Origin of the sequence: Anoxybacillus sp. LAT27, assembly GCF_022030075.1 — a bacterium.
GTDB classification, from domain to species: domain Bacteria; phylum Bacillota; class Bacilli; order Bacillales; family Anoxybacillaceae; genus Anoxybacillus; species Anoxybacillus kestanbolensis.
The window spans coordinates 60,537-82,915 of the sequence record NZ_JAIWYK010000063.1 but is presented as its reverse complement, the minus strand read 5'-3'; the positions used below and the strand labels follow the sequence as shown (position 1 = coordinate 82,915).

General features: G+C 43.4%; 22 protein-coding genes. 17 read left to right on the top strand and 5 right to left on the bottom strand.

Going from position 1 to position 22,379, the window contains the following annotated elements; translation table 11 throughout:
* The first annotated feature begins 5 nt into the window (after positions 1-5).
* The 7 genes from LD028_RS04385 to mnhG are packed head-to-tail and all read left to right on the top strand — an operon-like array spanning position 6 to position 5,691.
* Positions 6-2,390, top strand: a complete 2,385-nt coding sequence (locus LD028_RS04385) for a Na+/H+ antiporter subunit A (RefSeq protein ID WP_237811062.1) — start codon at positions 6-8, stop codon at positions 2,388-2,390.
* Positions 2,387-2,809, top strand: coding sequence for a Na(+)/H(+) antiporter subunit B (locus LD028_RS04380; RefSeq protein WP_006321648.1), 423 nt, complete (start codon positions 2,387-2,389; stop codon positions 2,807-2,809). The genes LD028_RS04385 and LD028_RS04380 overlap by 4 nt, the downstream gene beginning before the upstream one ends.
* Complete coding sequence (locus LD028_RS04375) at positions 2,809-3,141, top strand: Na(+)/H(+) antiporter subunit C (RefSeq protein ID WP_237811061.1); 333 nt, start codon at positions 2,809-2,811, stop codon at positions 3,139-3,141. The genes LD028_RS04380 and LD028_RS04375 overlap by 1 nt, the downstream gene beginning before the upstream one ends.
* Positions 3,134-4,606, top strand: coding sequence for a Na+/H+ antiporter subunit D (locus tag LD028_RS04370; protein WP_237811060.1), 1,473 nt, complete (start codon positions 3,134-3,136; stop codon positions 4,604-4,606). The genes LD028_RS04375 and LD028_RS04370 overlap by 8 nt, the downstream gene beginning before the upstream one ends.
* 5 nt (positions 4,607-4,611) lie before the next feature.
* Positions 4,612-5,088 (top strand): Na+/H+ antiporter subunit E, encoded by a 477-nt coding sequence (locus LD028_RS04365; RefSeq protein ID WP_171700778.1) that lies wholly within the window; start codon positions 4,612-4,614, stop codon positions 5,086-5,088.
* Positions 5,085-5,360, top strand: a complete 276-nt coding sequence (locus LD028_RS04360) for a Na(+)/H(+) antiporter subunit F1 (protein WP_237811059.1) — start codon at positions 5,085-5,087, stop codon at positions 5,358-5,360. Before LD028_RS04365 ends, LD028_RS04360 begins: the two co-directional genes overlap by 4 nt.
* Positions 5,344-5,691 (top strand): monovalent cation/H(+) antiporter subunit G, encoded by a 348-nt coding sequence (gene mnhG, locus LD028_RS04355; protein ID WP_006321653.1) that lies wholly within the window; start codon positions 5,344-5,346, stop codon positions 5,689-5,691. Before LD028_RS04360 ends, mnhG begins: the two co-directional genes overlap by 17 nt.
* A 13-nt stretch (positions 5,692-5,704) precedes the next feature.
* On the opposite strand, the gene LD028_RS04350 is transcribed toward mnhG, so the two are convergent.
* Positions 5,705-6,466, bottom strand: a complete 762-nt coding sequence (locus tag LD028_RS04350) for an alpha/beta fold hydrolase (RefSeq protein WP_237811057.1) — start codon at positions 6,464-6,466, stop codon at positions 5,705-5,707.
* 171 nt (positions 6,467-6,637) lie between these two features.
* On the opposite strand from LD028_RS04350, the gene LD028_RS04345 reads away from it, so the two are divergent.
* The gene (locus LD028_RS04345) at positions 6,638-7,675 is read left to right on the top strand and encodes a C40 family peptidase (RefSeq protein ID WP_237811055.1); all 1,038 of its coding nucleotides are present in this window, start codon (positions 6,638-6,640) and stop codon (positions 7,673-7,675) included.
* 11 nt (positions 7,676-7,686) lie between these two features.
* On the opposite strand, the gene LD028_RS04340 is transcribed toward LD028_RS04345, so the two are convergent.
* Positions 7,687-8,490, bottom strand: a complete 804-nt coding sequence (locus LD028_RS04340) for an HAD family hydrolase (RefSeq protein ID WP_237811053.1) — start codon at positions 8,488-8,490, stop codon at positions 7,687-7,689.
* A gap of 193 nt (positions 8,491-8,683) precedes the next feature.
* On the opposite strand from LD028_RS04340, the gene glcT reads away from it, so the two are divergent.
* The 9 genes from glcT (at position 8,684) to LD028_RS04295 (ending at position 20,283) form a co-directional block, all read left to right on the top strand.
* The gene (gene glcT, locus LD028_RS04335) at positions 8,684-9,529 is read left to right on the top strand and encodes a glucose PTS transporter transcription antiterminator GlcT (protein ID WP_006321658.1); all 846 of its coding nucleotides are present in this window, start codon (positions 8,684-8,686) and stop codon (positions 9,527-9,529) included.
* 245 nt (positions 9,530-9,774) lie between these two features.
* On the top strand, positions 9,775-11,787 hold the full coding sequence (ptsG, locus tag LD028_RS04330) for a glucose-specific PTS transporter subunit IIBC (RefSeq protein WP_237811052.1): 2,013 nt from the start codon (positions 9,775-9,777) through the stop codon (positions 11,785-11,787).
* An 83-nt stretch (positions 11,788-11,870) separates the two neighbouring features.
* Positions 11,871-12,143 (top strand): phosphocarrier protein HPr, encoded by a 273-nt coding sequence (locus tag LD028_RS04325; RefSeq protein WP_006321660.1) that lies wholly within the window; start codon positions 11,871-11,873, stop codon positions 12,141-12,143.
* The gene (ptsP, locus tag LD028_RS04320; RefSeq protein WP_237811051.1) at positions 12,143-13,858 is read left to right on the top strand and encodes a phosphoenolpyruvate--protein phosphotransferase; all 1,716 of its coding nucleotides are present in this window, start codon (positions 12,143-12,145) and stop codon (positions 13,856-13,858) included. The genes LD028_RS04325 and ptsP overlap by 1 nt, the downstream gene beginning before the upstream one ends.
* A gap of 141 nt (positions 13,859-13,999) precedes the next feature.
* The gene (locus LD028_RS04315) at positions 14,000-15,979 is read left to right on the top strand and encodes a methyl-accepting chemotaxis protein (protein WP_237811050.1); all 1,980 of its coding nucleotides are present in this window, start codon (positions 14,000-14,002) and stop codon (positions 15,977-15,979) included.
* 125 nt (positions 15,980-16,104) lie between these two features.
* Positions 16,105-17,349 (top strand): sensor histidine kinase, encoded by a 1,245-nt coding sequence (locus LD028_RS04310; protein WP_237811049.1) that lies wholly within the window; start codon positions 16,105-16,107, stop codon positions 17,347-17,349.
* The gene (locus LD028_RS04305) at positions 17,346-18,629 is read left to right on the top strand and encodes a GGDEF domain-containing response regulator (RefSeq protein WP_237811048.1); all 1,284 of its coding nucleotides are present in this window, start codon (positions 17,346-17,348) and stop codon (positions 18,627-18,629) included. The genes LD028_RS04310 and LD028_RS04305 overlap by 4 nt, the downstream gene beginning before the upstream one ends.
* A 4-nt stretch (positions 18,630-18,633) precedes the next feature.
* Positions 18,634-19,401: an SDR family oxidoreductase gene (locus LD028_RS04300; protein WP_237811046.1), complete on the top strand. Its 768-nt coding sequence runs from the start codon at positions 18,634-18,636 to the stop codon at positions 19,399-19,401.
* Positions 19,402-19,416: 15 nt separating this feature from the next.
* The gene (locus tag LD028_RS04295) at positions 19,417-20,283 is read left to right on the top strand and encodes an NAD(P)-dependent oxidoreductase (protein WP_237811045.1); all 867 of its coding nucleotides are present in this window, start codon (positions 19,417-19,419) and stop codon (positions 20,281-20,283) included.
* Between the two features lie 9 nt (positions 20,284-20,292).
* On the opposite strand, the gene LD028_RS04290 is transcribed toward LD028_RS04295, so the two are convergent.
* The 3 genes from LD028_RS04290 to LD028_RS04280 form a co-directional block, all read right to left on the bottom strand.
* Entirely contained in the window at positions 20,293-21,444 is a 1,152-nt protein-coding gene (locus LD028_RS04290; RefSeq protein WP_237811044.1) for an aminotransferase A, read from the bottom strand.
* Positions 21,445-21,556: 112 nt separating this feature from the next.
* Positions 21,557-21,796 carry an IDEAL domain-containing protein gene (locus LD028_RS04285; protein ID WP_237811043.1) on the bottom strand — a complete coding sequence of 80 codons (240 nt, stop codon included), beginning with the start codon at positions 21,794-21,796 and terminating at the stop codon, positions 21,557-21,559.
* A gap of 281 nt (positions 21,797-22,077) precedes the next feature.
* Positions 22,078-22,227, bottom strand: a complete 150-nt coding sequence (locus LD028_RS04280) for a hypothetical protein (protein ID WP_012575481.1) — start codon at positions 22,225-22,227, stop codon at positions 22,078-22,080.
* Positions 22,228-22,379: the final 152 nt, after the last annotated feature.

Here is a 22,379-nt window from a genome sequence, read left to right as displayed (position 1 = left end):
TTGTTTTGCCGACATTACATATCGCGATGTTTGCGCCGTTTTTGCTGGCGTTATTCGTTCCATTTTTGCACAAATTCATTCGTTCGCTTCATGTCGGATGGTTTGTTTTGCCGTTGCCGCTTGCGCTATTTGTCTACTTCCTATCTTATATGGATAACGTGCGTCAATACGATGCAGTGCGCGCAACGTTGCCTTGGATTCCGTCGCTTCATATTTCATTTGACGCATATGTCGACGGATTAAGCTTACTATTCGCATTATTAATTACAGGCATCGGTTCGCTCGTCGTTCTTTATTCGATTTATTATTTACAAAAAGGAAAAGAACCGCTCGGAAACTTTTACGTCTATTTGCTTTTATTTATGGGTGCGATGCTTGGCGTTGTGCTTTCTGATCATTTAATTGCGCTATATATGTTTTGGGAACTGACGTCCATTTCTTCATTTTTATTGATCGCTTATTGGTTTAAACGCGATCGTTCGCGCTATGGGGCGCAAAAATCGATGCTTATTACGATGTTTGGCGGGCTGCTTATGCTCGGGGGATTTGTTGCGCTTGCAATCGCAGGTGGAACGTATAACATTCGTGAGCTTATGCATACACCATTAACGGAACATCCGCTTTTTATCCCCGCTCTTGTCCTTATTTTGTTTGGCGCTTTTACGAAATCAGCGCAATTTCCGTTTTACATTTGGTTGCCTGATGCGATGGAAGCGCCAACGCCTGTCAGCGCCTATTTGCATTCTGCCACAATGGTGAAAGCAGGAATTTATTTAATTGCACGTTTGACACCGATTTTTGCGGTTTCATCTGTTTGGGTTTGGACCATCGCGTTCGTCGGGCTTGTGACGTTATGTTGGGCGTCGTTTTTAGCATCGAAACAAACGGATTTAAAAGCGATTTTAGCGTATTCAACGGTCAGCCAACTCGGTTTAATTACATCGCTTTTAGGGATTGGGGGACTTTCATTTCATTATGATAGCATGGGAGAAAATGTATTTATGGTTGCTGTGTTAGCTGCCATTTTCCATTTATTTAACCATGCGACATTTAAAGGAAGTTTATTCATGGTCGTCGGAATCGTCGACCATGAAACAGGTACGCGCGACATTCGCCGTCTCGGTGGTTTAATGACGATTATGCCGATGACGTTTACGATTGCGCTCATTGGCTCGCTGTCGATGGCAGGGTTGCCACCGTTTAACGGCTTTTTAAGCAAAGAGATGTTTTTTACTGCGATGTTGCGGGCGAAAGACGTTGCTAGCTGGGCGGTTTTGTTGCCTGTCGTTGCATGGATCGCAAGCATATTCACATTTTTATATAGTGTCCTTTTCGTGAGCCGAACGTTTTTCGGGGAATATAAGCCGCATTTATTGAAAAAAGAAGCGCATGAAGCGCCGTTCGGCATGCTTATTGCGCCTATCGTGTTAGCGTTGCTCGTCATTTTCATTGGCTTTGTGCCAAACGTATTGTCCGACTCCGTATTAGCTCCGGCCGTATATGCGGTGTTATATGGATTGTTTGCACCAAATGAAGCGCTTGATGTGCACATTTCTCATTGGCATGGCTTTACGCCAGAGTTGTTTATGACGATCGGCGTGTTATTGTTTGGTTTAGTGTTATATCGTACGTTTCCAAAATGGAAAAAAATATATTATCGTTTATCCGAACGGATGTCGCTTAACTTTTTTTACGATCAATCGTTCGTCTGGATGGAAAGAGGCGCTCGTTCATTTATATCGCGCGTGATGAACGGCTCGATACGCACGTATTTAATGTATATTTTTACATCGCTCGTTGTCTTACTTTTATTTACGATCGGCTGGCATGAACAATGGCACATCGATTTAAGCCGTTTAGCACACGTTCGGGTGTATGAAGTCGTTTTGGCGATAGGGATTTTGGCAGCAACAGTCACAACCGTTATCGCTAAATCACGTTTAACAGCCATTGTTTCATTAGGAGCTGTCGGCTATGCAGTCGCGCTATTTTTCGTATTGTTTCGTGCACCAGATTTAGCATTGACCCAGCTTGTCATTGAAACGATTTCTGTCGCTTTATTTTTACTTTGTTTTTATCATTTGCCAAAATTTACGCAAAAACAAGAAAGCGTTCGCTTTCATTTAGGCAACGCGCTCGTTTCGCTTGCGGTTGGGATCACGATGAGTATCATTGCCTTTTTAGCGTATGCAGGAAAATATTTTGATTCGATTTCACAATATTATGTCGACAACACGTATGAAAAAGCGGCTGGAAAAAATATGGTGAACGTCATTTTAGTCGATTTCCGCGGCTTTGATACGTTGTTTGAAATATGCGTATTAGCTATCGCCGCCTTAGGCATTTATGCGATGGTCAAATTGCGGCTTGCGAAGGAGGAAGAACGATGAAGCGAAACGATGTCATTTTACGAACGACAACCGCGGTCGTCACCCCGATCATCGTCTTGTTTTCCGTCCAGCTCTTTTTTGCAGGCCACTATTATCCAGGTGGTGGATTTATTGGAGGATTAATGACAGCTGGGGCAATCGTATTGTTGCTTTTGGCGTTCGACATTGAAACGGTTCGAAAAATGGTTCCGATTAATTACAAGTGGCTTGTCGCCATCGGATTGTTGTTTGCGGTCGGAACGGGCATGAGCAGCATGTTTCTTGACCGCCCGTTTTTAACGCATGCGTATCAATACGTTCATTTGCCGTTGCTTGATCATACATCGCTTCATACGGCTGTCTTGTTCGACTTAGGGGTATATTTTGTCGTTGTCGGCGTGACGATGATTATCATTGAAACGATAGGAGAGAGCGACTAATGGAATTGCTTATGATTGTCGTCATTGGCTGTTTATTTGCCGCCGCAACATATTTGTTGCTCAGCAAAAGTTTGCTTCGCATCATTATCGGCACAGGCTTGCTTAGCCATGGCGCTCATTTGTTATTGTTGACGATGGGCGGGCTAAAAGTAGGAGCCCCGCCGCTTTTAGGAGAAAAAGCGGAGCGATACGTCGATCCGCTTCCGCAAGCGCTCATTTTAACAGCGATTGTCATTAGCTTTGGCGTTACCGCATTTTTCTTAGTGTTAGCATACCGTTCATACCAAGAAATTGGAACAGACCATATGGAAAGGATGAAGGGAGATGAGTAACCTTCTACTTTTACCCATTCTCATTCCGCTTGTGACAGCAATCGTGCTCATTTTTTTTCCGAAGCACGTCTTTTGGCAACGCGCTGTTTCGTTCATTGCGACAGTTAGTTTAATTGTCGCAAGTAGCACATTGCTTTATCGTGTCCATACAGATGGCATTCAAACGTTAAACATCGGCAATTGGCCCGCGCCATTTGGCATTACGCTCGTATCGGATTCGCTATCTGCTTTGCTTGTGTTGACAACAAGCATCATCGCGCTTGCTTGTTTAGTGTATTCGTTTTATGCGATCGGACATAAACGGGAAACGTTTTATTACTACTCGTTTTTTCAATTTTTAATTGTCGGTGTGAACGGAGCGTTTACGACCGGTGATTTGTTTAACTTGTTCGTCTTTTTTGAAGTGATGCTTATGTCTTCATACGTGTTGCTTGTGCTTGGCGGCACGAAAATTCAATTGCGTGAAACGATTAAATACACGCTTGTGAACGTCATTTCATCTGCATTGTTCGTCGTGGCGGTTGCGTACTTATATGCGGTGACCGGAACGTTAAATATGGCACATTTAGCCGATCGCATTAACGCTTTAGGCTCATCGCCCATTTTAACCGTCATTGCCGTGTTGTTTATTATCGTATTTGGATTAAAAGGCGCCATTTTCCCGCTATATTTTTGGCTTCCCGGTGCATATTATGCCCCGCCGACACCGGTGCTAGCGCTCTTTGGTGGGTTGTTGACGAAAGTAGGCGTATATTCGATTCTCCGTACATTTACACTTTTATTTACGCATGATGCGGCGTATACGCATACGTTGCTCGCTTGGCTTGCGCTCGGGACGATTATCATTGGCGTCATCGGCGCAGTCGCCTACAACGATATGCGCTACATCGTTATTTACAACATTATTGCAGCGGTCGGTGTCATGATTTTTGGCATTTCCATCATGACGCCTGAAAGTTTAGAAGGGACGATTTTTTATTTGTTGCAAGATATGGTCATGAAAGCGATGCTCTTTTTATTCGTTGGCATCATTTTTTCCATTACTCGTTCAAACGACATTCGTTCGTTTTCCGGGCTGATCACATCGTATCCGCTGCTCGGCTGGGCGTTTTTTATCGCGGCATTGTCGCTTGCGGGCATTCCACCATTGAGCGGATTTATCGGCAAGTTGCTCATTGTAAAAGCAAGCTTCGATGCGCAGCTCATCTTTGAAGCGATCGTTATCTTACTGTCGAGTTTGCTTGTGCTATATTCGGTTATGAAAATATTTATGAACGGTTTTTGGGGCGAGAAAAAAGGATTTGAACAAAAGCAAGTAGACGGACGATTGTTTCCGGTGTTGTTTTTACTTGTTTTATCTGTTGCATACGGCATCGGCATCGAATTTGTTCGTCCATTTGTTCTCGACGCAGTAAACGTGTTAGTCGATCCGGGTATGTACATTGAAGCGGTGTTAAAGGAGTAGAGAACATGGCATTTCAAATTTTATTAAACGTCATTTTAGCGTTTGTATGGATGTTTTTAACAGTTTCGTTTGACGGAGCGTCATTTCTTGTCGGGTACATGATCGGGCTGTTTATCATTTTCATCTTGCGTCGCTTTTTCCATTCGCGCTTTTATCTCGTTCCGGTGTTTGTCATCATCAAATTGCTGTTCATTTTTTTCAAAGAGCTCATTTTATCAAACATCGCCGTAGCGAAAGTCGTTATGCAACGTTCGTTAACGATTCAACCTGCCATTTTTGCTTTGCCGACGGAATTAAAAAAAGAGTGGGAAATTACGGTGTTAGCGATGCTCATTACATTAACACCCGGCACGCTCGTTTTAGATGTATCAGATGATGGAAGTACGCTATATATTCACGCGTTAAATAGCCCAGATGTGCACGAAGCAATTGAAAGCATTAAACAATCGTTTGAAAAAACGATTATGGAGGTGAGCAAATGATGTTAAACATCGCTCTCGTCATCTTGTCATTCGCTATGATCGGTTTTTTATATCGCGTCGTTAAAGGCCCAAGCACAGCCGATCGTATTATCGCGCTCGATGCGATGGGCATTACGCTTGCGGGGATCGTTGCGATCGTTTCGATGTTGTTAAATACGAGCGCGTTTTTAGACGTCATTTTGCTTATCGGCATTTTAGCGTTCGTCGGTACGGTCGCATTTGCCAAGTTTTTAGAGAAAGGGGTTGTGATCGAACGTGGGAACGATCGCTAACGCGCTTGTTGTTGTTCTTATTTTGCTTGGGGCGGTACTTACACTTTTATCGGCTGTCGGTGCGATTCGTTTGCCAGATGTATATACCCGCAGCCACGCGATCAGTAAAAGTACAACGCTTGGCATTATGTGCATTTTACTCGGGGCGTTTTTGCATTTTTTAGTGGAAAACAACCACTTTAACTCACGCTTATTGCTTGGCATCGTGTTTATTTTTATGACATCTCCTGTGGCGGCGCATCTTATTAGCCGTGCGGCGTATTACGCGAACGTGGAGCGGTGGGAAGGAACGGTGCGTGACGATTTAAAACAAAAAGCTGGCGGAAAATAACCGTCAGCTTTTCTTAAGCAAAATACGAGCGAATGATCAGGTTAAGCTCTCGATGGTGTTTCGTCGGAATTTGATGTCGTGCCCCGTCCACATAGACGATGCGAACGTTACGGGCGTGTTGTTGAAAAATACGACCATATGCATGGACGTAATAATCGCGAGCGCCGTATATCAATAAAATCGGGCAACGAAGTTCATGTAATCGGTCGGTTGATCGATAATGAAGTCCTTTGACATACATCTCGTACAAATGCTTACGGTCCGATAACCGCACGTAATCGGCGATCATTTTTCGCTCTTTTTTCGTTACACCGTGCGCGTTGCCAAGGATGTTTGCAAGAAGGGAAATTCCATGCCATTTTACCGCATAAATACCCATTAAAAATTCTCCGTACAATAGCGGTGTACATACTTCCGAAAACCCACCGATTAATATAAGTGCTTTCACTTGATGCGGATATTGTAATGCAAAATGTTGGGCGATCGAGCCGCCGTTTGAATAGCCACAAACAATCGCCTCTTTCAGTTCGAGATGATGAAACAACTCATGCAAATCGCTTGCTAATATGTCCATTGTGATTGGCTTATTTCCTTTTCCGCTTTTTCCATTTCCTCTTAAATCGTATGTGACGATTTGAAATGAAGAAGAAAGTTCGCGCTGACGATGAAACGTTACACTTCCCATGCCGGGTGGATGGATAAATACGATCGGCGTCCCACTTCCTATCGCTTCATAGTACAAAGGAACGGAATATTCGACAAATGTATAGGGCATCTCGTATCTTCCTTTCATTTTTATACGAATAGTATGCGAAAAAAGCCCGATCATTTATGCTTATTTCAACTTAATGGAAAAGCAGTATAAAAGTATACGGTTAATAGATTGATAGTTTCATGTTATTATATGGGCAAGGAAGCGCTTCAAAAAAGGAAGGAGTTTGGGACGATGAAAAAAACGATTGTAGCAGGAGCGGTATTATCGACATTATTTTTAGGTGAGAAAGCGGTAGATGCCGCACAATATACAGTAAAATCAGGCGATTCGTTATGGAAAATTGCCCAAACGTTCCGCACATCAGTGAATGAATTAAAAACGTTAAATCGGTTAACGTCAGATACGATTTTTATTGGACAAGTGTTACAAGTACCTGATGCACAAGCAACGGCGGCAACAACACAACCGGCAAGCACAACAACGCAAACAACACAGCCAACAAACGCAACGACATATACGATTCAAAGCGGCGATACGTTATCTACAATTGCTAAAAAATTCAATACAACGGTGATGCGTCTGCTTGAACTGAATCCAACGATTACCGATGTCAACCGCATTTATGTGGGACAAGTATTAAAAGTACCGACAGCAACAAATACCGCAACAAATACACTCGTGTCACCGGCGCCAACGCCAACAACGTCGCAAACATCAGCGCCAACACAGACAAATAGCGCAACAAAACGATATATCGTGCAGCCGGGAGATTCATTATCATCCATTGCGAAAACATTCCAAACGACAGTCAATGATTTACTTGCCCTAAATCCGACGATAACGAACGTTGATTTTATTCGCGTTGGACAAACGATCAACGTACCGCTTTCATGGGAAGAGCGAGCGAATGCGATTATTGAAACAGGGAAAAAATACATGGGAGCGAAATATTTATTCGGTGCACCAACGACGCGCACGGACGTGTTTGACTGCTCGTCATTTACGTACCGCGTATATAGCGAAAACGGCATCACATTGCCGCGTACATCGCGCGAACAAGCGTTGGTCGGTACTGAAGTGCCGCTCGCAAGCGTGCGAAAAGGGGATCTAATCTTCTTTGATACAGATGGCGATGGCGTCATTAACCATGTGTCGATCGTTGCAGATAGCGAAACATTGCTGCATGCCGCAACGAGCACAGGGGTTGCGTTTGCAAATATGAAACCATATTGGGCGCCGCGTGCGGTGAAGGCTGTTCGTTTATTTTAAAAAGATGCCTCTTATGCTTGAGGCATCTTTTCATTTATAGATAACACCGTGTCAATCGCTTCATGAACAGAGGAAACGATGTAACGGGCTTCTTTTTTTACTTGTTCGGGCGCATGCGACATAACGAAACTATGTGGAGTGAGGCGAAACATCGGAATGTCGTTAAATGAATCGCCAAAACAAGCGACTTCTTCCGGTTGAATGTTGAGATGATTCATTAACAACCGAAGCGCCTCGCCTTTACTAATTTGTTTTGGCATAATATCTAAACAGCGCGGTTCAGAAATGAACGTATCGACGTAAGGTGCCCACGTTTCGTTTACGAATCGTTCAAATGAGGCGACGACATGTTCTTCACCGATCACGGTAATTTTTGATGGCAATATGTCACGCCCAATCGCTGCAAGCATATCTCCTTTTTCAACAATATCGAAAAATAATCGTGCTTTCATTTGTTCCATTTGTTCCGTTTTTGTTTCGACAAAGCTCGTTTGTTCGTTACATACGAGCACGATCGCTTCAAGTGTGCGCGCTTGTTCATAAATGGAACGGGCAAGCGCTGGGTCAAATGTGCGCTGATGAAGAAGATGATGGTCGCTTGTGTATACGAATGCCCCGTTTTGGCTAATGCGGTGTGCGTCATGTCCAATGTCTTTTAGCACTTCTAAAATTTCGTTATCCATCCGTCCCGAAGCGACTGCAAAATCGATGCCGCTTGTTATGGCGCGAACGACCGCCTTACGATCTTCTTCTTTTACACGACGGTCATAACCGAGCAACGTTCCGTCTAAATCGGTGACGATAAGTCGAATCATGTTGGCAAACTCCTTCCATTTTATGATGAACAAAAGTTTACTTGAACGAAGGCGTTTATGCAACTAAAATGTTTTTCTGTCAAAAAACATTCACAGCTGTCTTGTCAAAATACGACGTATTTCCATTGACGGAACTTTGTTCGTTTCGTAACATTGAAAGTAATGTAAACGTTTTTAAAGGGGCGAACTAGACGTGGAACAATCGTTTCGCATTGAAAAAGTATTAAACAACAACGTGCTCATTGCCTCGCATCCAACGTACGATGAAGTTGTATTGATCGGCAAAGGCATCGGATTTGGCAAAAAGAAAGGGGACGTCATTGAGCAAAAAGACGTCGAAAAATGGTTTATTTTAAAAAATGAACGGGAACAAGAGCAATATAAAAAATTGTTGCCGCATGTCGATGAAGAATTTATCGGCTTAATGAACGACATCATTCACCACATTCAAAAGCGAACGAACAGCTCGCTGAACGAACATATTCACGTTGCGTTAACGGATCATATTTTGTTTGCGATTAAGCGATTAGAACAAGGGATGGACATTAAAAATCCATTTTTAGTTGAAACGAAAAGTTTATATCCGCTTGAATACGACGTAGCAACGGAAGTCGTCAACATGTTAAATGAACGGTTGCACATTCAACTGCCGGAAGGAGAAATTGGTTTTATTGCTTTACACATTCATAGTGCATTAACAAATCACCAACTGTCCGAAGTGAACCAACATTCACAGCTCATTTCCCGCCTCGTGTCCGTTGTTGAAGAACAGCTCGACATTCGCATTGATCGTGAAAGCATTCATTATTTACGATTTGTTCGCCATTTGCGCTATGCCATTGAGCGCGTGAAAAAAGGCGAAAAAATTGAAGAGCCAAAAAAATTATCAAACATATTGAAAGAGACGTATCCACTATGTTATAATTTGTCGTGGAAGCTCATAAAAATTATGCAGCAAACGTTGCAGCTTCCGGTAGATGAAGCAGAAGCGGTATATTTAACGTTGCACTTGCAACGGCTAACTGGTAAAAGTGAATAAATGGGCACTTATCTTTACGTGTTACTGATTCGATCAGGCATGAGTAAAGAAGGCAAAAAAAGTGGTGTAACGATAAAAGTCGTTACATAGTACCCTTTTTATGTCGTTCTTTGCTTATGCCTTTTTGTTTTCCCTTATTTGCAAATGCTTACATTCGTTAGACGTCTAACAAATCGCTTCATCTACTTTTCGTACATGAAAATAACGTTTGTTGCAAACGTTAACATGATGAAGGAGGGTTTTATATGAAAAAAGCGTTTGGTACGTTGCAAAAAGTTGGTAAAGCGCTTATGCTTCCGGTTGCGATTTTACCAGCTGCGGGGATTTTGCTTGCGTTCGGTAACGCATTACAAAACCCAGCATTAATTGAAAAAATTCCAGCGTTAGAAACAGGCTGGGTCGAAATGGTTGCGAAAGTGATGGAGCAATCGGGTGGTATCGTATTTGCGAACTTACCGCTTTTATTCGCGGTCGGGGTTGCCGTCGGATTAGCTGGCGGTGAAGGTGTTGCTGGTTTGGCGGCGATCATCGGTTACTTAGTGATGAACGTAACGATGAGCGTTATTTTAGGTGTCACATCTGACCAAATCGGAACAGACCCATCGTTTGCGAACGTCTTAGGTATTCCGACGTTGCAAACAGGAGTATTTGGCGGAATTATCGTCGGTATTTTAGCAGCGTATATGTATAACAAATACTTTAACATTGAATTGCCATCTTATTTAGGTTTCTTTGCAGGTAAACGTTTCGTTCCAATTGTCACAGCGGCATCGGCATTAATTCTTGGTATTGCGATGACGTGGTTATGGCCGCCTGTTCAACATGGCTTAAACGCATTTTCACACAACATGATTGATGCGAACCGTACATTAGCTGCATTCATTTTCGGTGTCATCGAGCGCGCATTAATTCCGTTCGGTTTACACCACATTTTCTACTCACCATTCTGGTTTGAGTTCGGTCAATACGTGAACAAAGCAGGTGAACTTGTACGCGGTGACCAACGCATTTTCTTCGAACAAATTAAAGACGGTGCTGAATTAACAGCAGGTACGTTTATGACAGGGAAATTCCCGTTCATGATGTTCGGATTACCAGCTGCAGCGCTTGCGATTTATCATGAAGCGCGCCCAGAAAACAAAAAAGTTGTTGCAGGTATTATGGCATCTGCCGCATTAACATCGTTTTTAACAGGAATTACAGAACCAATTGAGTTTTCATTCTTGTTCGTTGCGCCAGCATTGTTTGCGATTCACACGATTTTCGCAGGACTATCGTTTATGCTTATGCATATGTTAGATGTAAAAATCGGGATGACGTTCTCTGGCGGTGTCATTGACTACTTATTATTCGGTGTGTTACCAGGTCGCACAGCTTGGTGGCTCGTCATTCCAGTCGGTCTTGTGTTTGCGGTCATTTACTACTTCGGATTCCGCTTTGCGATTCGCAAATGGGATTTAGCAACACCAGGTCGTGAAAAAGAGACAGCAGAAACAACAACAACAGCAGACGCAGGCGATCTTCCGCACGAAATTTTAGCGGCGCTTGGCGGAAAAGAAAATATCGCTCATTTAGATGCGTGCATTACACGTTTACGCATATCTGTCAACGACATTCAACATGTTGATAAAGATCGTTTAAAAGCGCTCGGCGCAGCAGGAGTACTAGAAGTTGGTAACAACATTCAAGCGATTTTCGGACCGAAATCAGACATTTTAAAAACACAAATTAAAGACATCATGGAAGGTCGCGTACCGACAAAAGCAGTAGAAAAAGCAAAACCAGTAGTACAAGCGACAGGCGAAACAGAACAAGTCGCATCGCCATTAACAGGAAAAGTCGTTCCGCTTTCTGAAGTGCCAGATCAAGTGTTTTCAACAAAAATGATGGGTGACGGTTTTGCGGTTGAGCCAACAGATGGTACTATCGTATCGCCAGTAGACGGCACGATCGTCAACGTCTTCCCAACAAAACACGCGATCGGCATTCAATCAAAAACAGGTCGTGAAGTGCTCATCCACTTTGGCATTGACACAGTAAAATTAAACGGCCAAGGATTTGAAGCGCTTGTTTCTGAAGGAACAGAAGTGAAAAAAGGACAACCGATTTTAAAAGTCGACCTTGCATATGTGAAACAACATGCGCCTTCTATTGTTACACCGATTATTTTCACAAACTTGCAAGCAGGAGAAACGGTGAACATCACGAAACAAGGAACAGTAACAAAAGGCGAAGACGTTGTCGTCGTTCAAAAATAATTTACTTGCAAAATGCGTCATTTTTCGGTAAAAAAACATAGAGGGTTTTCGCCCTCTATGTTTTCAAAATAAAAAGTGAGGAGATGAACAAAATGCAAAAAACGTTTAAAGTAACTGCAGAATCTGGTATTCATGCCCGTCCAGCAACGATGTTAGTTCAAACAGCAAGCAAATTCGATAGCGATATTCAATTAGAGTACAACGGCAAAAAGGTAAACTTAAAGTCGATTATGGGTGTCATGTCTTTAGGTATTCCACAAGGTGCGCAAATTACAATTTCAGCTGAAGGTAGCGATGCAGCAGACGCGATTAACGCATTAACAGAAACGTTAGCAAAAGAAGGATTAGCGGAGTAATGAAACGATTACAAGGGATTGCTGCATCGAATGGCATTGCCATTGCGAAGGCGTACCGTTTAGAACATCCCGATTTAACGGTTGAAAAACAAACGATTGAAAACCCAGCTGAACAAATTAGTCGCTTTCAACAAGCGCTCGCCAAAGCAAAAGAAGAACTTGAAGTCATTCAAGCGCACGCACTAAAAGAGCTTGGCGAAGATAAAGCAGCCATTTTCTCCGCCCATTTACTCGTACTAAGCGATCCAGAACTCGTCCAAGCCGTTGAACAAAAAATTGAACAAGAACGCGTCAATGCCGAATTTGCGCTCCATGAAGTCGCATCGATGTTTATTGCGATGTTTGAAGCGATGGATAACGAATATATGAAAGAGCGTGCCGCTGACATTCGTGATGTGACAAAGCGCGTGCTTGCTCATTTATTAGGTGTAACCATCTCTAACCCAAGCATGATTACGGAAGAAGTCGTCATTATCGCGGAAGACTTAACGCCGTCTGACACAGCGCAATTAAACCGAAAATATGTGAAAGGTTTTACAACAGACATTGGCGGTCGCACATCGCACTCTGCTATTATGGCGCGCTCGATGGAAATTCCAGCTGTCGTCGGAACGAAAGAAGCGACAGCGGTAATTCAAAACGGCGATATCGTCATTATTGACGGGATTGACGGGGAAGTGATCGTTAACCCAACCGAAGAAACGATTGCCGAATACGAACAAAAACGTGCTGCTTTTGCTGCTCAAAAAGCAGAATGGGCAAAGCTTGTTCATGAAAAAACGACAACAAGCGATGGACATCACGTTGAGCTTGCGGCAAACATCGGAACGCCAAACGATGTCGAAGGCGTGCTTGCAAATGGTGCAGAAGGTATCGGTTTATATCGTACCGAATTTTTATACATGGGCCGCAACGAATTGCCGACAGAAGACGAGCAGTTTGAAGCATATAAAACGGTATTAGAAAAAATGGAAGGAAAACCGGTTGTCGTTCGTACGCTTGATATCGGTGGCGACAAAGAACTGCCATACTTGGACCTTCCAAAAGAAATGAACCCGTTTTTAGGTTTCCGTGCCGTTCGTCTTTGCCTAGATATGCAAGAGATGTTCCGTACGCAACTTCGTGCGTTGTTGCGCGCAAGTGTTTACGGAAATTTAAAAATTATGTTCCCGATGATTGCAACGTTAGACGAATTCCGTCAAGCAAAAGCCATTCTTTTAGAAGAAAAAGAAAAGCTTGTGGCTGAAGGTGTGGCAGTATCAGACGACATCGAAGTCGGGATGATGGTTGAAATTCCAGCTGCTGCTGTACTAGCGGATCAATTTGCGAAAGAAGTCGATTTCTTCAGCATCGGAACGAACGACTTAATTCAATATACGATGGCGTCTGACCGAATGAACGAACGCGTATCGTATTTATATCAACCGTACAACCCAGCTATTTTACGCCTCATTTATAACGTCATTGAAGCGGCGCATAAAGAAGGAAAATGGGTTGGCATGTGTGGAGAAATGGCAGGCGAACAGCTTGCAGTACCGATTTTATTAGCGTTTGGCTTAGATGAATTTAGCATGAGTGCGACATCGATCTTACGTGTTCGCTCTCAATTAAAGAAACTTTCGAAGCAAGAAGCAGAACGAGTGAAAGATCACATTTTATCGCTTGCAACAGCAGAAGAAGTCGTTCGTTTCGTGAAAGAAACGTTTAACTTATAAGAACCGATTGCTTCGGTTCTTTTTTTATGGAAAAAAATCAGTACAAAACGGTCATAGACATCAGAAAGCGAACCTTTTATAATAAAACTACAACTTTATTAATTTTTCGACAACATTCGACACAATGAAGGGGGAGACACCGTGTTTCGTTCATTAACGATGAAACTTACTGGTTTAATGGCATTATTATTAGTGATTGCACTCGTTGCTTCACAAACGGTCAACTACGTGCAAATGGCGTCTGTCATGAAAGATGATGCAAAAGTGCGTGCAGAGTCGCTTGTGACAGAGCTTGTTGACGATATTGAACATAGCTTTGATAGCCAAGAAGATGCGCTAAAGCAATTTAGTGAAACGAAATCGTTTCAAGCGTTTACAAAAACAGAAGATGCTCAACTTTGGCAAGACATCGACGGACAGCTCGCTACGTTTTTAAACATTCATAAAAAAGTGCAATTAGCTTATATCGGCACAGCAAACGGTAACATGTATACGACGCCGGCTGTCGATTTGCCGCCAGATTTTGACCCAACGACGCGTCCGTGGTATAAAGCGGCTGTCGCTTCACCAGATAAAGTCATTTGGACGGAATCGTACGTCGATGCGGTAACAAACGATTATATCGTCACAATTGCTAAAGCGATTGTTGAAAACGGTCAAGTGATCGGGGTCATCGGTTTAGACGTATCGTTAAATACGCTTGCTGAAACGGTGGAGCAATCTCGCGTCGGCTATAACGGCTATCCGGTGTTATTTGACCAAAACAAATTTGCGATCGTTCATCCACAATACAAAGGAAAAGATATGTCCGACCATCCGGTTGTAAAAACGATGTTTGCTAAAGAAAAAGGGGCGTATGAGTACGAACAAGATGGTGAAAAGCGATTGTTGTATTTTGCGACGATTCCAAAGTTGAATTGGAAAGTCGGTGCGGTATATAAAGAAAAAGACTTATTAGCGACGTTAACGACGATCGGAAAAGCATCGTGGACAGTTGTCGTCATTGCAACGATTCTTGCCTCGCTTCTTATTTATGCGGTGTCGCGTTCAATCGTCAAGCCGATTATTCAACTGAATGAGCGTATACAACAAGTGGCGACAGGCGATTTAACGGTGCATGTTGAGCCGAAAGGAAACGACGAAATCGCCCAGCTCACAAGCCACTTTAACGAGATGGTATCACATATGCGCTCGCTCATTGGTGAAGTCGATCGCTCCGTTGCAGAACTTGGCAGTGCTGCAGATCATTTAAGTGCGGTATCAGAAGAAACGATGGCGACGAGCGAACAAGTGACAACGGCAGTGACCGATATTGCAAAAGGGGTATCGGAACAAGCGAGCAATTTAGATGCGATGAACGATCGCATGAACGATTTATCTGAAAAAATGGGTACGGTCACGCAATCGGCAGAGCGTGTGAAACAACTTTCTGACGAAACGAAAGAAGCAAGCTATATGGGCATTGAAAAGTTAAATGTGCTTCAAGCGAAATCAGCGGAATCGCAAAATGAATTGCGCTCCGTTGAAACGGTCATTACTGATTTAGGGGCAAAAATGAACCAAATCGGTGCGATTATTCAAACGATTACTGACATTTCTGCGCAAACGAACTTGTTGGCGTTAAATGCTTCGATTGAAGCCGCGCGCGCAGGAGAGCATGGCAAAGGATTTGCGGTCGTGGCGGAAGAAGTGCGCAAACTTGCAGAACAATCAGCGCAAGCGACAGAACAAATTCGTCAAACGATTACGTCCATTCAAGAACAAGCTGCTCTTGCGACCGAAGCGGTTGACCATACGAAACAAATGAACGACCAGCAACAAGCGGCGGTGAACGAAACAGCTGAATCGTTTATGCATATCGCAACGATGATGGAACAATTAACGTCAGCAATTGAACATATTTTTACACAAATTCACGACGTGAACGAAAATAAAGAACAAATTGTGGCAGCGCTCCAAAACTTAGCGGCGATCTCCGAACAATCGGCAGCATCAGCTGAAGAAGTATCTGCTTCATCCGAAGAACAATTAAAAGCGTTAAGCACCGTCACAGAAGCAGCAGAGCGACTAAACGATATGAGCCGTTCGCTCCAACAATTGATCCATCGTTTCCGTGTATAAAGCTAGGCATCACGCCTGGCTTTTTTACATGTCCACAACAATTTTTCTTGATTTTTTTTTACGTGAGAATTACGATAAATTTAGTATAAAAGACCTATATTTGTTCGTTTTTGGAGGAGAGGACAATGGATCGCTCGCTCATGGCGGCGTTAGAAAGTTTGCGCATTGCGCTTCATGTGACGCGTGTTGCGATCTTTCGCTTACATACAACAGATCAAACGTATATACTGCAACGCATTTACTATATTCAAACGCCTTCTTTACATCTCCTTCCTCGCAATGAACTTGTGCTTCAAACGGAACAAGTCCATTGTTTAGCTCATTTATATGACGGAAATGTATTTGTTGGGCATACAGATGAATTAGATGAAAACGTGCGCACCATTTTTGAAGAACAAAGCATTCAGTCGTTTATGATTGCCCCGATTTTTATTCACGACGAACGGTGGGGGTTTTTAAGCGTTGTCGATTGTGAGCGAAGACGTGTGTTTTCGGCGCATGAACGCGCCATTTTTTGGGCGCTCGCGCGGACGATTGGCGAGTCGATGAAACGGGAACAAGAGCTAACCGAACTGCAACAACTTAAACAAAAGATGGAACAAATGAACGCGACGTTACAGCAAAAAATTGCTGAAGAAGTGCGGAAAAATCGCGAAAAAGATTTTATGTTAATCGAACAATCGCGCTATGCAACGATGGGAGAAATGTTACGAAACATTGCGCATCAATGGCGGCAGCCGTTAAACGTGCTTGGCTTGCTGTTGCAAGATATACAAGAAGCATATGCGTATGGGGAACTGAATGAGGCGTATTTGCGTACGTCCATTCAAAAATGTCTCATTCAAATTCGACATATGTCCCGAACGATTAACGACTTTCGCAATTTTTTTCACCCACATAAAGAGGCAACGTATTTTCGCCCCATTCAAGCAATTCGCCAAGCGTTAAAAATCATTTCAGCAAGTTTAGATCACTACGACATTCATTTGCACGTTCAAAATCGGACGCGAGCGCGTATATATGGTTACCCGAATGAGCTGAGCCAAGTGCTCATTAATTTGTTGACGAATGCGTGCGAACAATTTGTTGCGCGTGACGTAGCACGACGTATCATTTGTGTTCGTACATATGCGAACGACTCATTCATTTACATTCAAGTGAAAGATAACGCAGGTGGCATCGATGAAACGATTCTTCCGCGCATTTTCGAACCGTATGTGACGACGAAGAAAAACGGCACCGGCCTTGGACTATACATGTCAAACATGATCGTCACAAAAATGGGAGGAGATTTGCTCGTTTCATCCTCAAACAAAGGAGCAACATTTACGATTCGCATGCCGCGAAAGGAAGGGGAAAAAGAGAGATGATTGCGGTACAAACAAATGTCAAAGTGTTATATGTCGAAGATGAGCCGGGCGCACGCGACATGTTAACGCGTCTACTTAAGCGGCGCATTCGTGAAGTAAAAGTAGCGAAAAACGGACAAGAAGCGCTCGAACTGTTTACAACATTTCATCCTGATATTGTCATTACAGATATTAAAATGCCGATATTAAACGGATTAGAGTTCATTCGTCGTATTCGTGAAATGGATAAACATGTGCAAATTATTATTACGACCGCGTATGACGATAACGACTTTTTCATTCGCGCGATTGAATATGGCGTCAACCATTTTATTTTAAAACCAATTGACCATGAAAAATTTTTGCAATCGTTGCAACATTCTATTTATCAGCGTCAGCTCGAGCAAGAGCTGGAAAAACAAAAACAATATACGCGCACGATTATCGATTTCCAAGAAAACTTAATATGCATTTTAAATGATGAACGATTGCTTGATTGCAATTTATCGTTTCAACATTTTTTCGGTCAAGAACAACTAAAACAGTTGCGCGCTGGACGAACGCACGTATGCGATTATTTTGTCCACGAACCCGGCTATTTTTATATCAAAGGAGAAAGGCGGTGGATGCGCCCGCTTATCGACCGCACCATTCCGTTTTTGAAAGTGAAAATGTGCAAACAGGCGGAAGAGCACGTATTTTTAGTAAAGGCGACATCGTTTCCAGATGAGCCAAATTCATACTTAGTCGTATTTACCGACATTACGGCGCTTGAAGAAGAAAGTAAACGAAACGAATTTTTAGCGACGAAAGATCCGCTTACAAAAACGTTTAATCGTTTAAAATTTGATGAATTTTTTACACGTGAAATTCATCGAGCGAAACGATATAAACATACGTTTTCCATCATTTTGTTTGACATCGACCATTTTAAAAAAGTGAATGACACGTACGGCCATGACGTCGGTGATCTCGTGCTCGTGCGCATGTGTGAAGCCATTTCGAATCGGTTGCGCGACTGCGATATACTGGCGCGTTGGGGAGGAGAAGAATTTATTATTTTAGCGCCTGCCACGTCACAAACAGGTGCGTATCGTTTAGCAGAAGCGCTTCGCTGTCTTGTAGAAACGGTTCATTTTCCGACAGTCGGGCATATTACATGTAGCTTTGGCGTGTGCGAATACGAACAAGGAATGACAAAAGAGCAAATGGTCAAACGGGCGGATGAAGCGTTATATGAAGCAAAGCGCACAGGAAGGAATCGCGTCGTCGTTAGCGAATGTATATGTCGAGGGGAGTGATGAAATGAAAACAGCGATTGTAGCCGCATCAAGCAAAGGGCTTGGAAAAGCGATTGCGACAAAACTCGTTTCGCAAGGTGTAAACGTCATGCTTGCTAGCCGTGACGAACGAAAGCTACACGATGTTACCGAACAGTTAAATGCGCTCGGAAAAGGAAAAGCAGCATATACGGTAACAGACGTGACGGACAACGCAATGATCGAACGATTAGTCGAAAAAACAGTAGAAACATTTGGCGACGTTCATTTGTTAGTCAATAACGCCGGCGGTCCGCCGACGGGGACGTTTGCGACGCTAACAGACGATGATTGGCAACAGGCGTTTGAGTTAAATTTATTGAGCTACGTGCGAATGATTCGCACAGCATTACCACATTTGAAAAAAACGAAAGGGAAAATCGTCAACATTGCCTCATCGTCCATTAAAGAGCCGATTCCAGGTTTGCTTCTTTCCAATACGTTTCGCCTCGGCATTGTCGGCTTAACGAAAACGCTCGCCCAAGAGCTTGCCCCATACGGTATTCTAATTAATACTGTTGCACCGGGGCGCATTGCGACTGAACGCGTTGCTTACTTAGACGAACAAAATGCGAAAAAGCTCGGCATTCGGAAAGAAGAGCTAGAAGCGCGCATGAAAGCGACCATTCCGCTCGGGCGTTACGGCACGCCAGAAGAATTTGCGAACATCGTCGCCTTTTTATTATCGGATGACAATACGTATATGACCGGTCAATCGCTTTTAGTCGATGGCGGCATGGTCAAAGCGATTTAGAATGGGGAGAGGAACGTGCAAACAATCGGTTTTATCGGGCTTGGTGTCATGGGAAAAAGCATGGCGCGAAACTTGCTTCGGGCAGGTTATCCGCTCGTTGTATATACGCGCACAAAAGAAAAGGCGGAAGATATATTAGCGGAAGGAGCTATATGGAAAGAAACGGTGAAAGACGTTGCCGAAGCGGCGGACGTCGTTATGACGATGGTTGGTGAGCCGCAAGATGTGGAGCACGTATACTTTGGTGATGACGGCATTTTAAAACATGCGAAACGTGGTGCGTATGTCATTGATTTTACGACATCTAAACCGTCGCTTGCGGTGCGCATTTATGAGGCGGCAAAAGAAAAGGGAATATTCGCTCTTGATGCGCCTGTCTCAGGTGGGGACATTGGGGCGCGCGATGGGACGTTGTCCATTATGGTTGGCGGCGATAAAGAAGCGTTTTCCGCATGCATGGCGTTTTTTTCGCATATCGGAAAAAATATCGTTTGGCAAGGAGAAGCAGGGGCAGGGCAACATACGAAAATGTGCAACCAAATTGCGATTGCGACAAATATGATTGGCGTATGTGAAGCGCTTGTGTATGCCGAAAAAGCAGGATTAGACCCCGAACGCGTCTTGCAAAGCATTTCGCAAGGCGCCGCATCGAGCTGGTCGCTGTCTCATCTTGCGCCACGCATGCTTGCTGGCGACTTTGCTCCGGGCTTTTACGTAAAACATTTTATTAAAGATATGGGCATTGCGCTTGCAGAAGCGGAAACGCTCGGTTTATCATTGCCGGGCTTAAAGCTTGCGAAACAGTTGTATGAATCGCTTGCTGAACGGGGAGAAGAACAGAGCGGGACACAAGCGTTATACAAATGGTATAAAGAATGGTAAAAGGTGCTTTTAGCGAGCACCTTTTTTTATGTACGATTCCATGCGATCCAGCCCTTTTTCTAGCTCTTCCATCGAACAAGCGTATGAGATGCGCACGTATCCTTCGCCGTATGTCGAAAACGCACTTCCAGGCACGACCGCGACTTTCGCTTCTTTTGCTAGCTGTAATGCAAAGTCAAAAGATGACTGATGAAACTTTGCAATGGAAGGAAAAATGTAAAACGCTCCGTTCGGTTTTTGGACGTCAAAGTCCATGGCACGAAGGCGATCATATACATATGTCATTCGTTCCGCGTATTGCTTTTTCATATCGTTCGCATCGTTCATTCCGACCGTTAACGCTTCTAGCGCTGCTCGTTGCGCAATGGATGTGGCACATGAAACGTTATATTGGTGCACTTTTACTATATGTTCAACAATCCATTTTCGCGCAAATAAAAACCCGATGCGAAATCCTGTCATCGCATGCGATTTGCTTACGCCGTTAATGACGATCGTTTGATCAGGAAGCCATGTCGCAATCGACTCGTGTTTCCCTGTAAACACAAGTTCGCTATAAATTTCATCGGAAATGACCCAAATTGGTTTGTCTTTTACAAGTGCAGCGATTTGTTTCAGTTCATCGCTCGTTAACGTCATTCCTGTCGGATTAGACGGATACGGCAATACGATGCACCGCGTCCGCTCGGTGATAAGCGGTTCGATGTGCTCGGCTAACAGTTTAAAGCCGGTTTCTCGCGTATCGACATATACAGGTGTTGCCCCACATAAACGAATAATCGGTTCATATCCTGGATATACAGGGGCAGGGAGAATGACTTCTGCTCCTTCCGTTAAAATGGTACGAAACGCAATATCGAGCGCTTGGCTTGCGCCGACGGTAACGATCACTTCATCGGGGGTATAGCGCAGTCCATATTTCGTTTCAACAAAGCGACAAGCGGCTTCACGTAACGGCAAATATCCCGCATTATGCGTATAAGAAGTAAACTGTTCATCAAGCGCCTGTTTTGTCGCTTCTTTAATATGATCGGGGGTCGGAAAATCAGGCTGTCCAATCGTTAATGAAATGATGTCTTTTTCTTGGGCAACGAGATTAAAAAATTGCCGAATGCCAGATAGTTGAATATGTTGCACACGTTCATTCATCGGAAGCATCATCGTCTTTCACCTTTCTTCGTTTTTTTCTATTAAACAATAAAAGGTGAACGTTTCGCAATGTGTTTTGCTGAAAACGTTCACCTTATGTGCTGTCCTGTCGTTTCACAGTCGATCATGCGTGCATACCCTCCAAGTGACGATAACGATCTCGAAGTTCATTGTATTGTGTGGAGAGGGTAAGAAACAGTGCCTTATCCCGTTCCTCAAGCGCTTTGTCGATGTCGCGCATCAACCGATCTCTTTCAAATTGAAACAACGCCTGTTCGATTACGAATTGCGCAGCTTCCTTATAACCGTTAGCGAGATCGTGCGGCTGCGATACGAGTGTCATGTCATTGTATTTTTCAAACATGTTTCATTCCCCCTTAGTGAGAAGAATACTCTCCTCCCTTTTCTACATTATAAAGGTTTTTTTGTAAATTGTAAATAAAATTCCGAAAAATAAAAACAAAAAAATAAAAGCTGACAAACGCCAGCTTTTTAAACATAAGGATGTATAAAATTTCAGATTCATGTCTAGCTCCAAGCGCCATCGGCTCGAGTCGCTCCGTCCCACACTGCGGCGGCGACAGCCTCCTCGGTGGGACTTGTGCGCTCTTCGCCGATAGGCAGGCGCTTTTCGCTTTTCTTATATTAATAACCGTAGTCCCAGTCGATTTCTTCATCGTGCCAAAGAACTGCTTCTGTTTCTTCGTCTACCACTTCTTCAAGTTGTTCTTTTTCTACATCTTCTAAAATCGTGACCGTATGATCTTCTTCAAAAAGAATGGCTAACCCTTTCATGTTGACACCTTCTCTTTTCGTGTTTTTTTTCACAATCATTGTAACGCGCCATATTTGTCCACGTCTATCATGTTCATAAAGCTGTCAATATGTTTATTTTTTCTGAAAATAAAAACGAGTGTAGTCGTCCTTCTTCTTATGTTACAATACAT

Coding starts and splice junctions, on each gene's coding strand:
- LD028_RS04380 (WP_006321648.1), top strand. CDS start 2,387: ATGAAGCGAAACGATGTCATTTTACGAACGACAACCGCGGTCGTCACC.
- LD028_RS04375 (WP_237811061.1), top strand. CDS start 2,809: ATGGAATTGCTTATGATTGTCGTCATTGGCTGTTTATTTGCCGCCGCA.
- LD028_RS04370 (WP_237811060.1), top strand. CDS start 3,134: ATGAGTAACCTTCTACTTTTACCCATTCTCATTCCGCTTGTGACAGCA.
- LD028_RS04365 (WP_171700778.1), top strand. CDS start 4,612: ATGGCATTTCAAATTTTATTAAACGTCATTTTAGCGTTTGTATGGATG.
- LD028_RS04360 (WP_237811059.1), top strand. CDS start 5,085: ATGATGTTAAACATCGCTCTCGTCATCTTGTCATTCGCTATGATCGGT.
- LD028_RS04350 (WP_237811057.1), bottom strand. CDS start 6,466: ATGCCCTATACATTTGTCGAATATTCCGTTCCTTTGTACTATGAAGCG.
- LD028_RS04345 (WP_237811055.1), top strand. CDS start 6,638: ATGAAAAAAACGATTGTAGCAGGAGCGGTATTATCGACATTATTTTTA.
- LD028_RS04340 (WP_237811053.1), bottom strand. CDS start 8,490: ATGATTCGACTTATCGTCACCGATTTAGACGGAACGTTGCTCGGTTAT.
- ptsG (WP_237811052.1), top strand. CDS start 9,775: ATGAAAAAAGCGTTTGGTACGTTGCAAAAAGTTGGTAAAGCGCTTATG.
- LD028_RS04325 (WP_006321660.1), top strand. CDS start 11,871: ATGAACAAAATGCAAAAAACGTTTAAAGTAACTGCAGAATCTGGTATT.
- ptsP (WP_237811051.1), top strand. CDS start 12,143: ATGAAACGATTACAAGGGATTGCTGCATCGAATGGCATTGCCATTGCG.
- LD028_RS04310 (WP_237811049.1), top strand. CDS start 16,105: ATGGATCGCTCGCTCATGGCGGCGTTAGAAAGTTTGCGCATTGCGCTT.
- LD028_RS04305 (WP_237811048.1), top strand. CDS start 17,346: ATGATTGCGGTACAAACAAATGTCAAAGTGTTATATGTCGAAGATGAG.
- LD028_RS04300 (WP_237811046.1), top strand. CDS start 18,634: ATGAAAACAGCGATTGTAGCCGCATCAAGCAAAGGGCTTGGAAAAGCG.
- LD028_RS04290 (WP_237811044.1), bottom strand. CDS start 21,444: ATGATGCTTCCGATGAATGAACGTGTGCAACATATTCAACTATCTGGC.
- LD028_RS04285 (WP_237811043.1), bottom strand. CDS start 21,796: ATGTTTGAAAAATACAATGACATGACACTCGTATCGCAGCCGCACGAT.
- LD028_RS04280 (WP_012575481.1), bottom strand. CDS start 22,227: ATGAAAGGGTTAGCCATTCTTTTTGAAGAAGATCATACGGTCACGATT.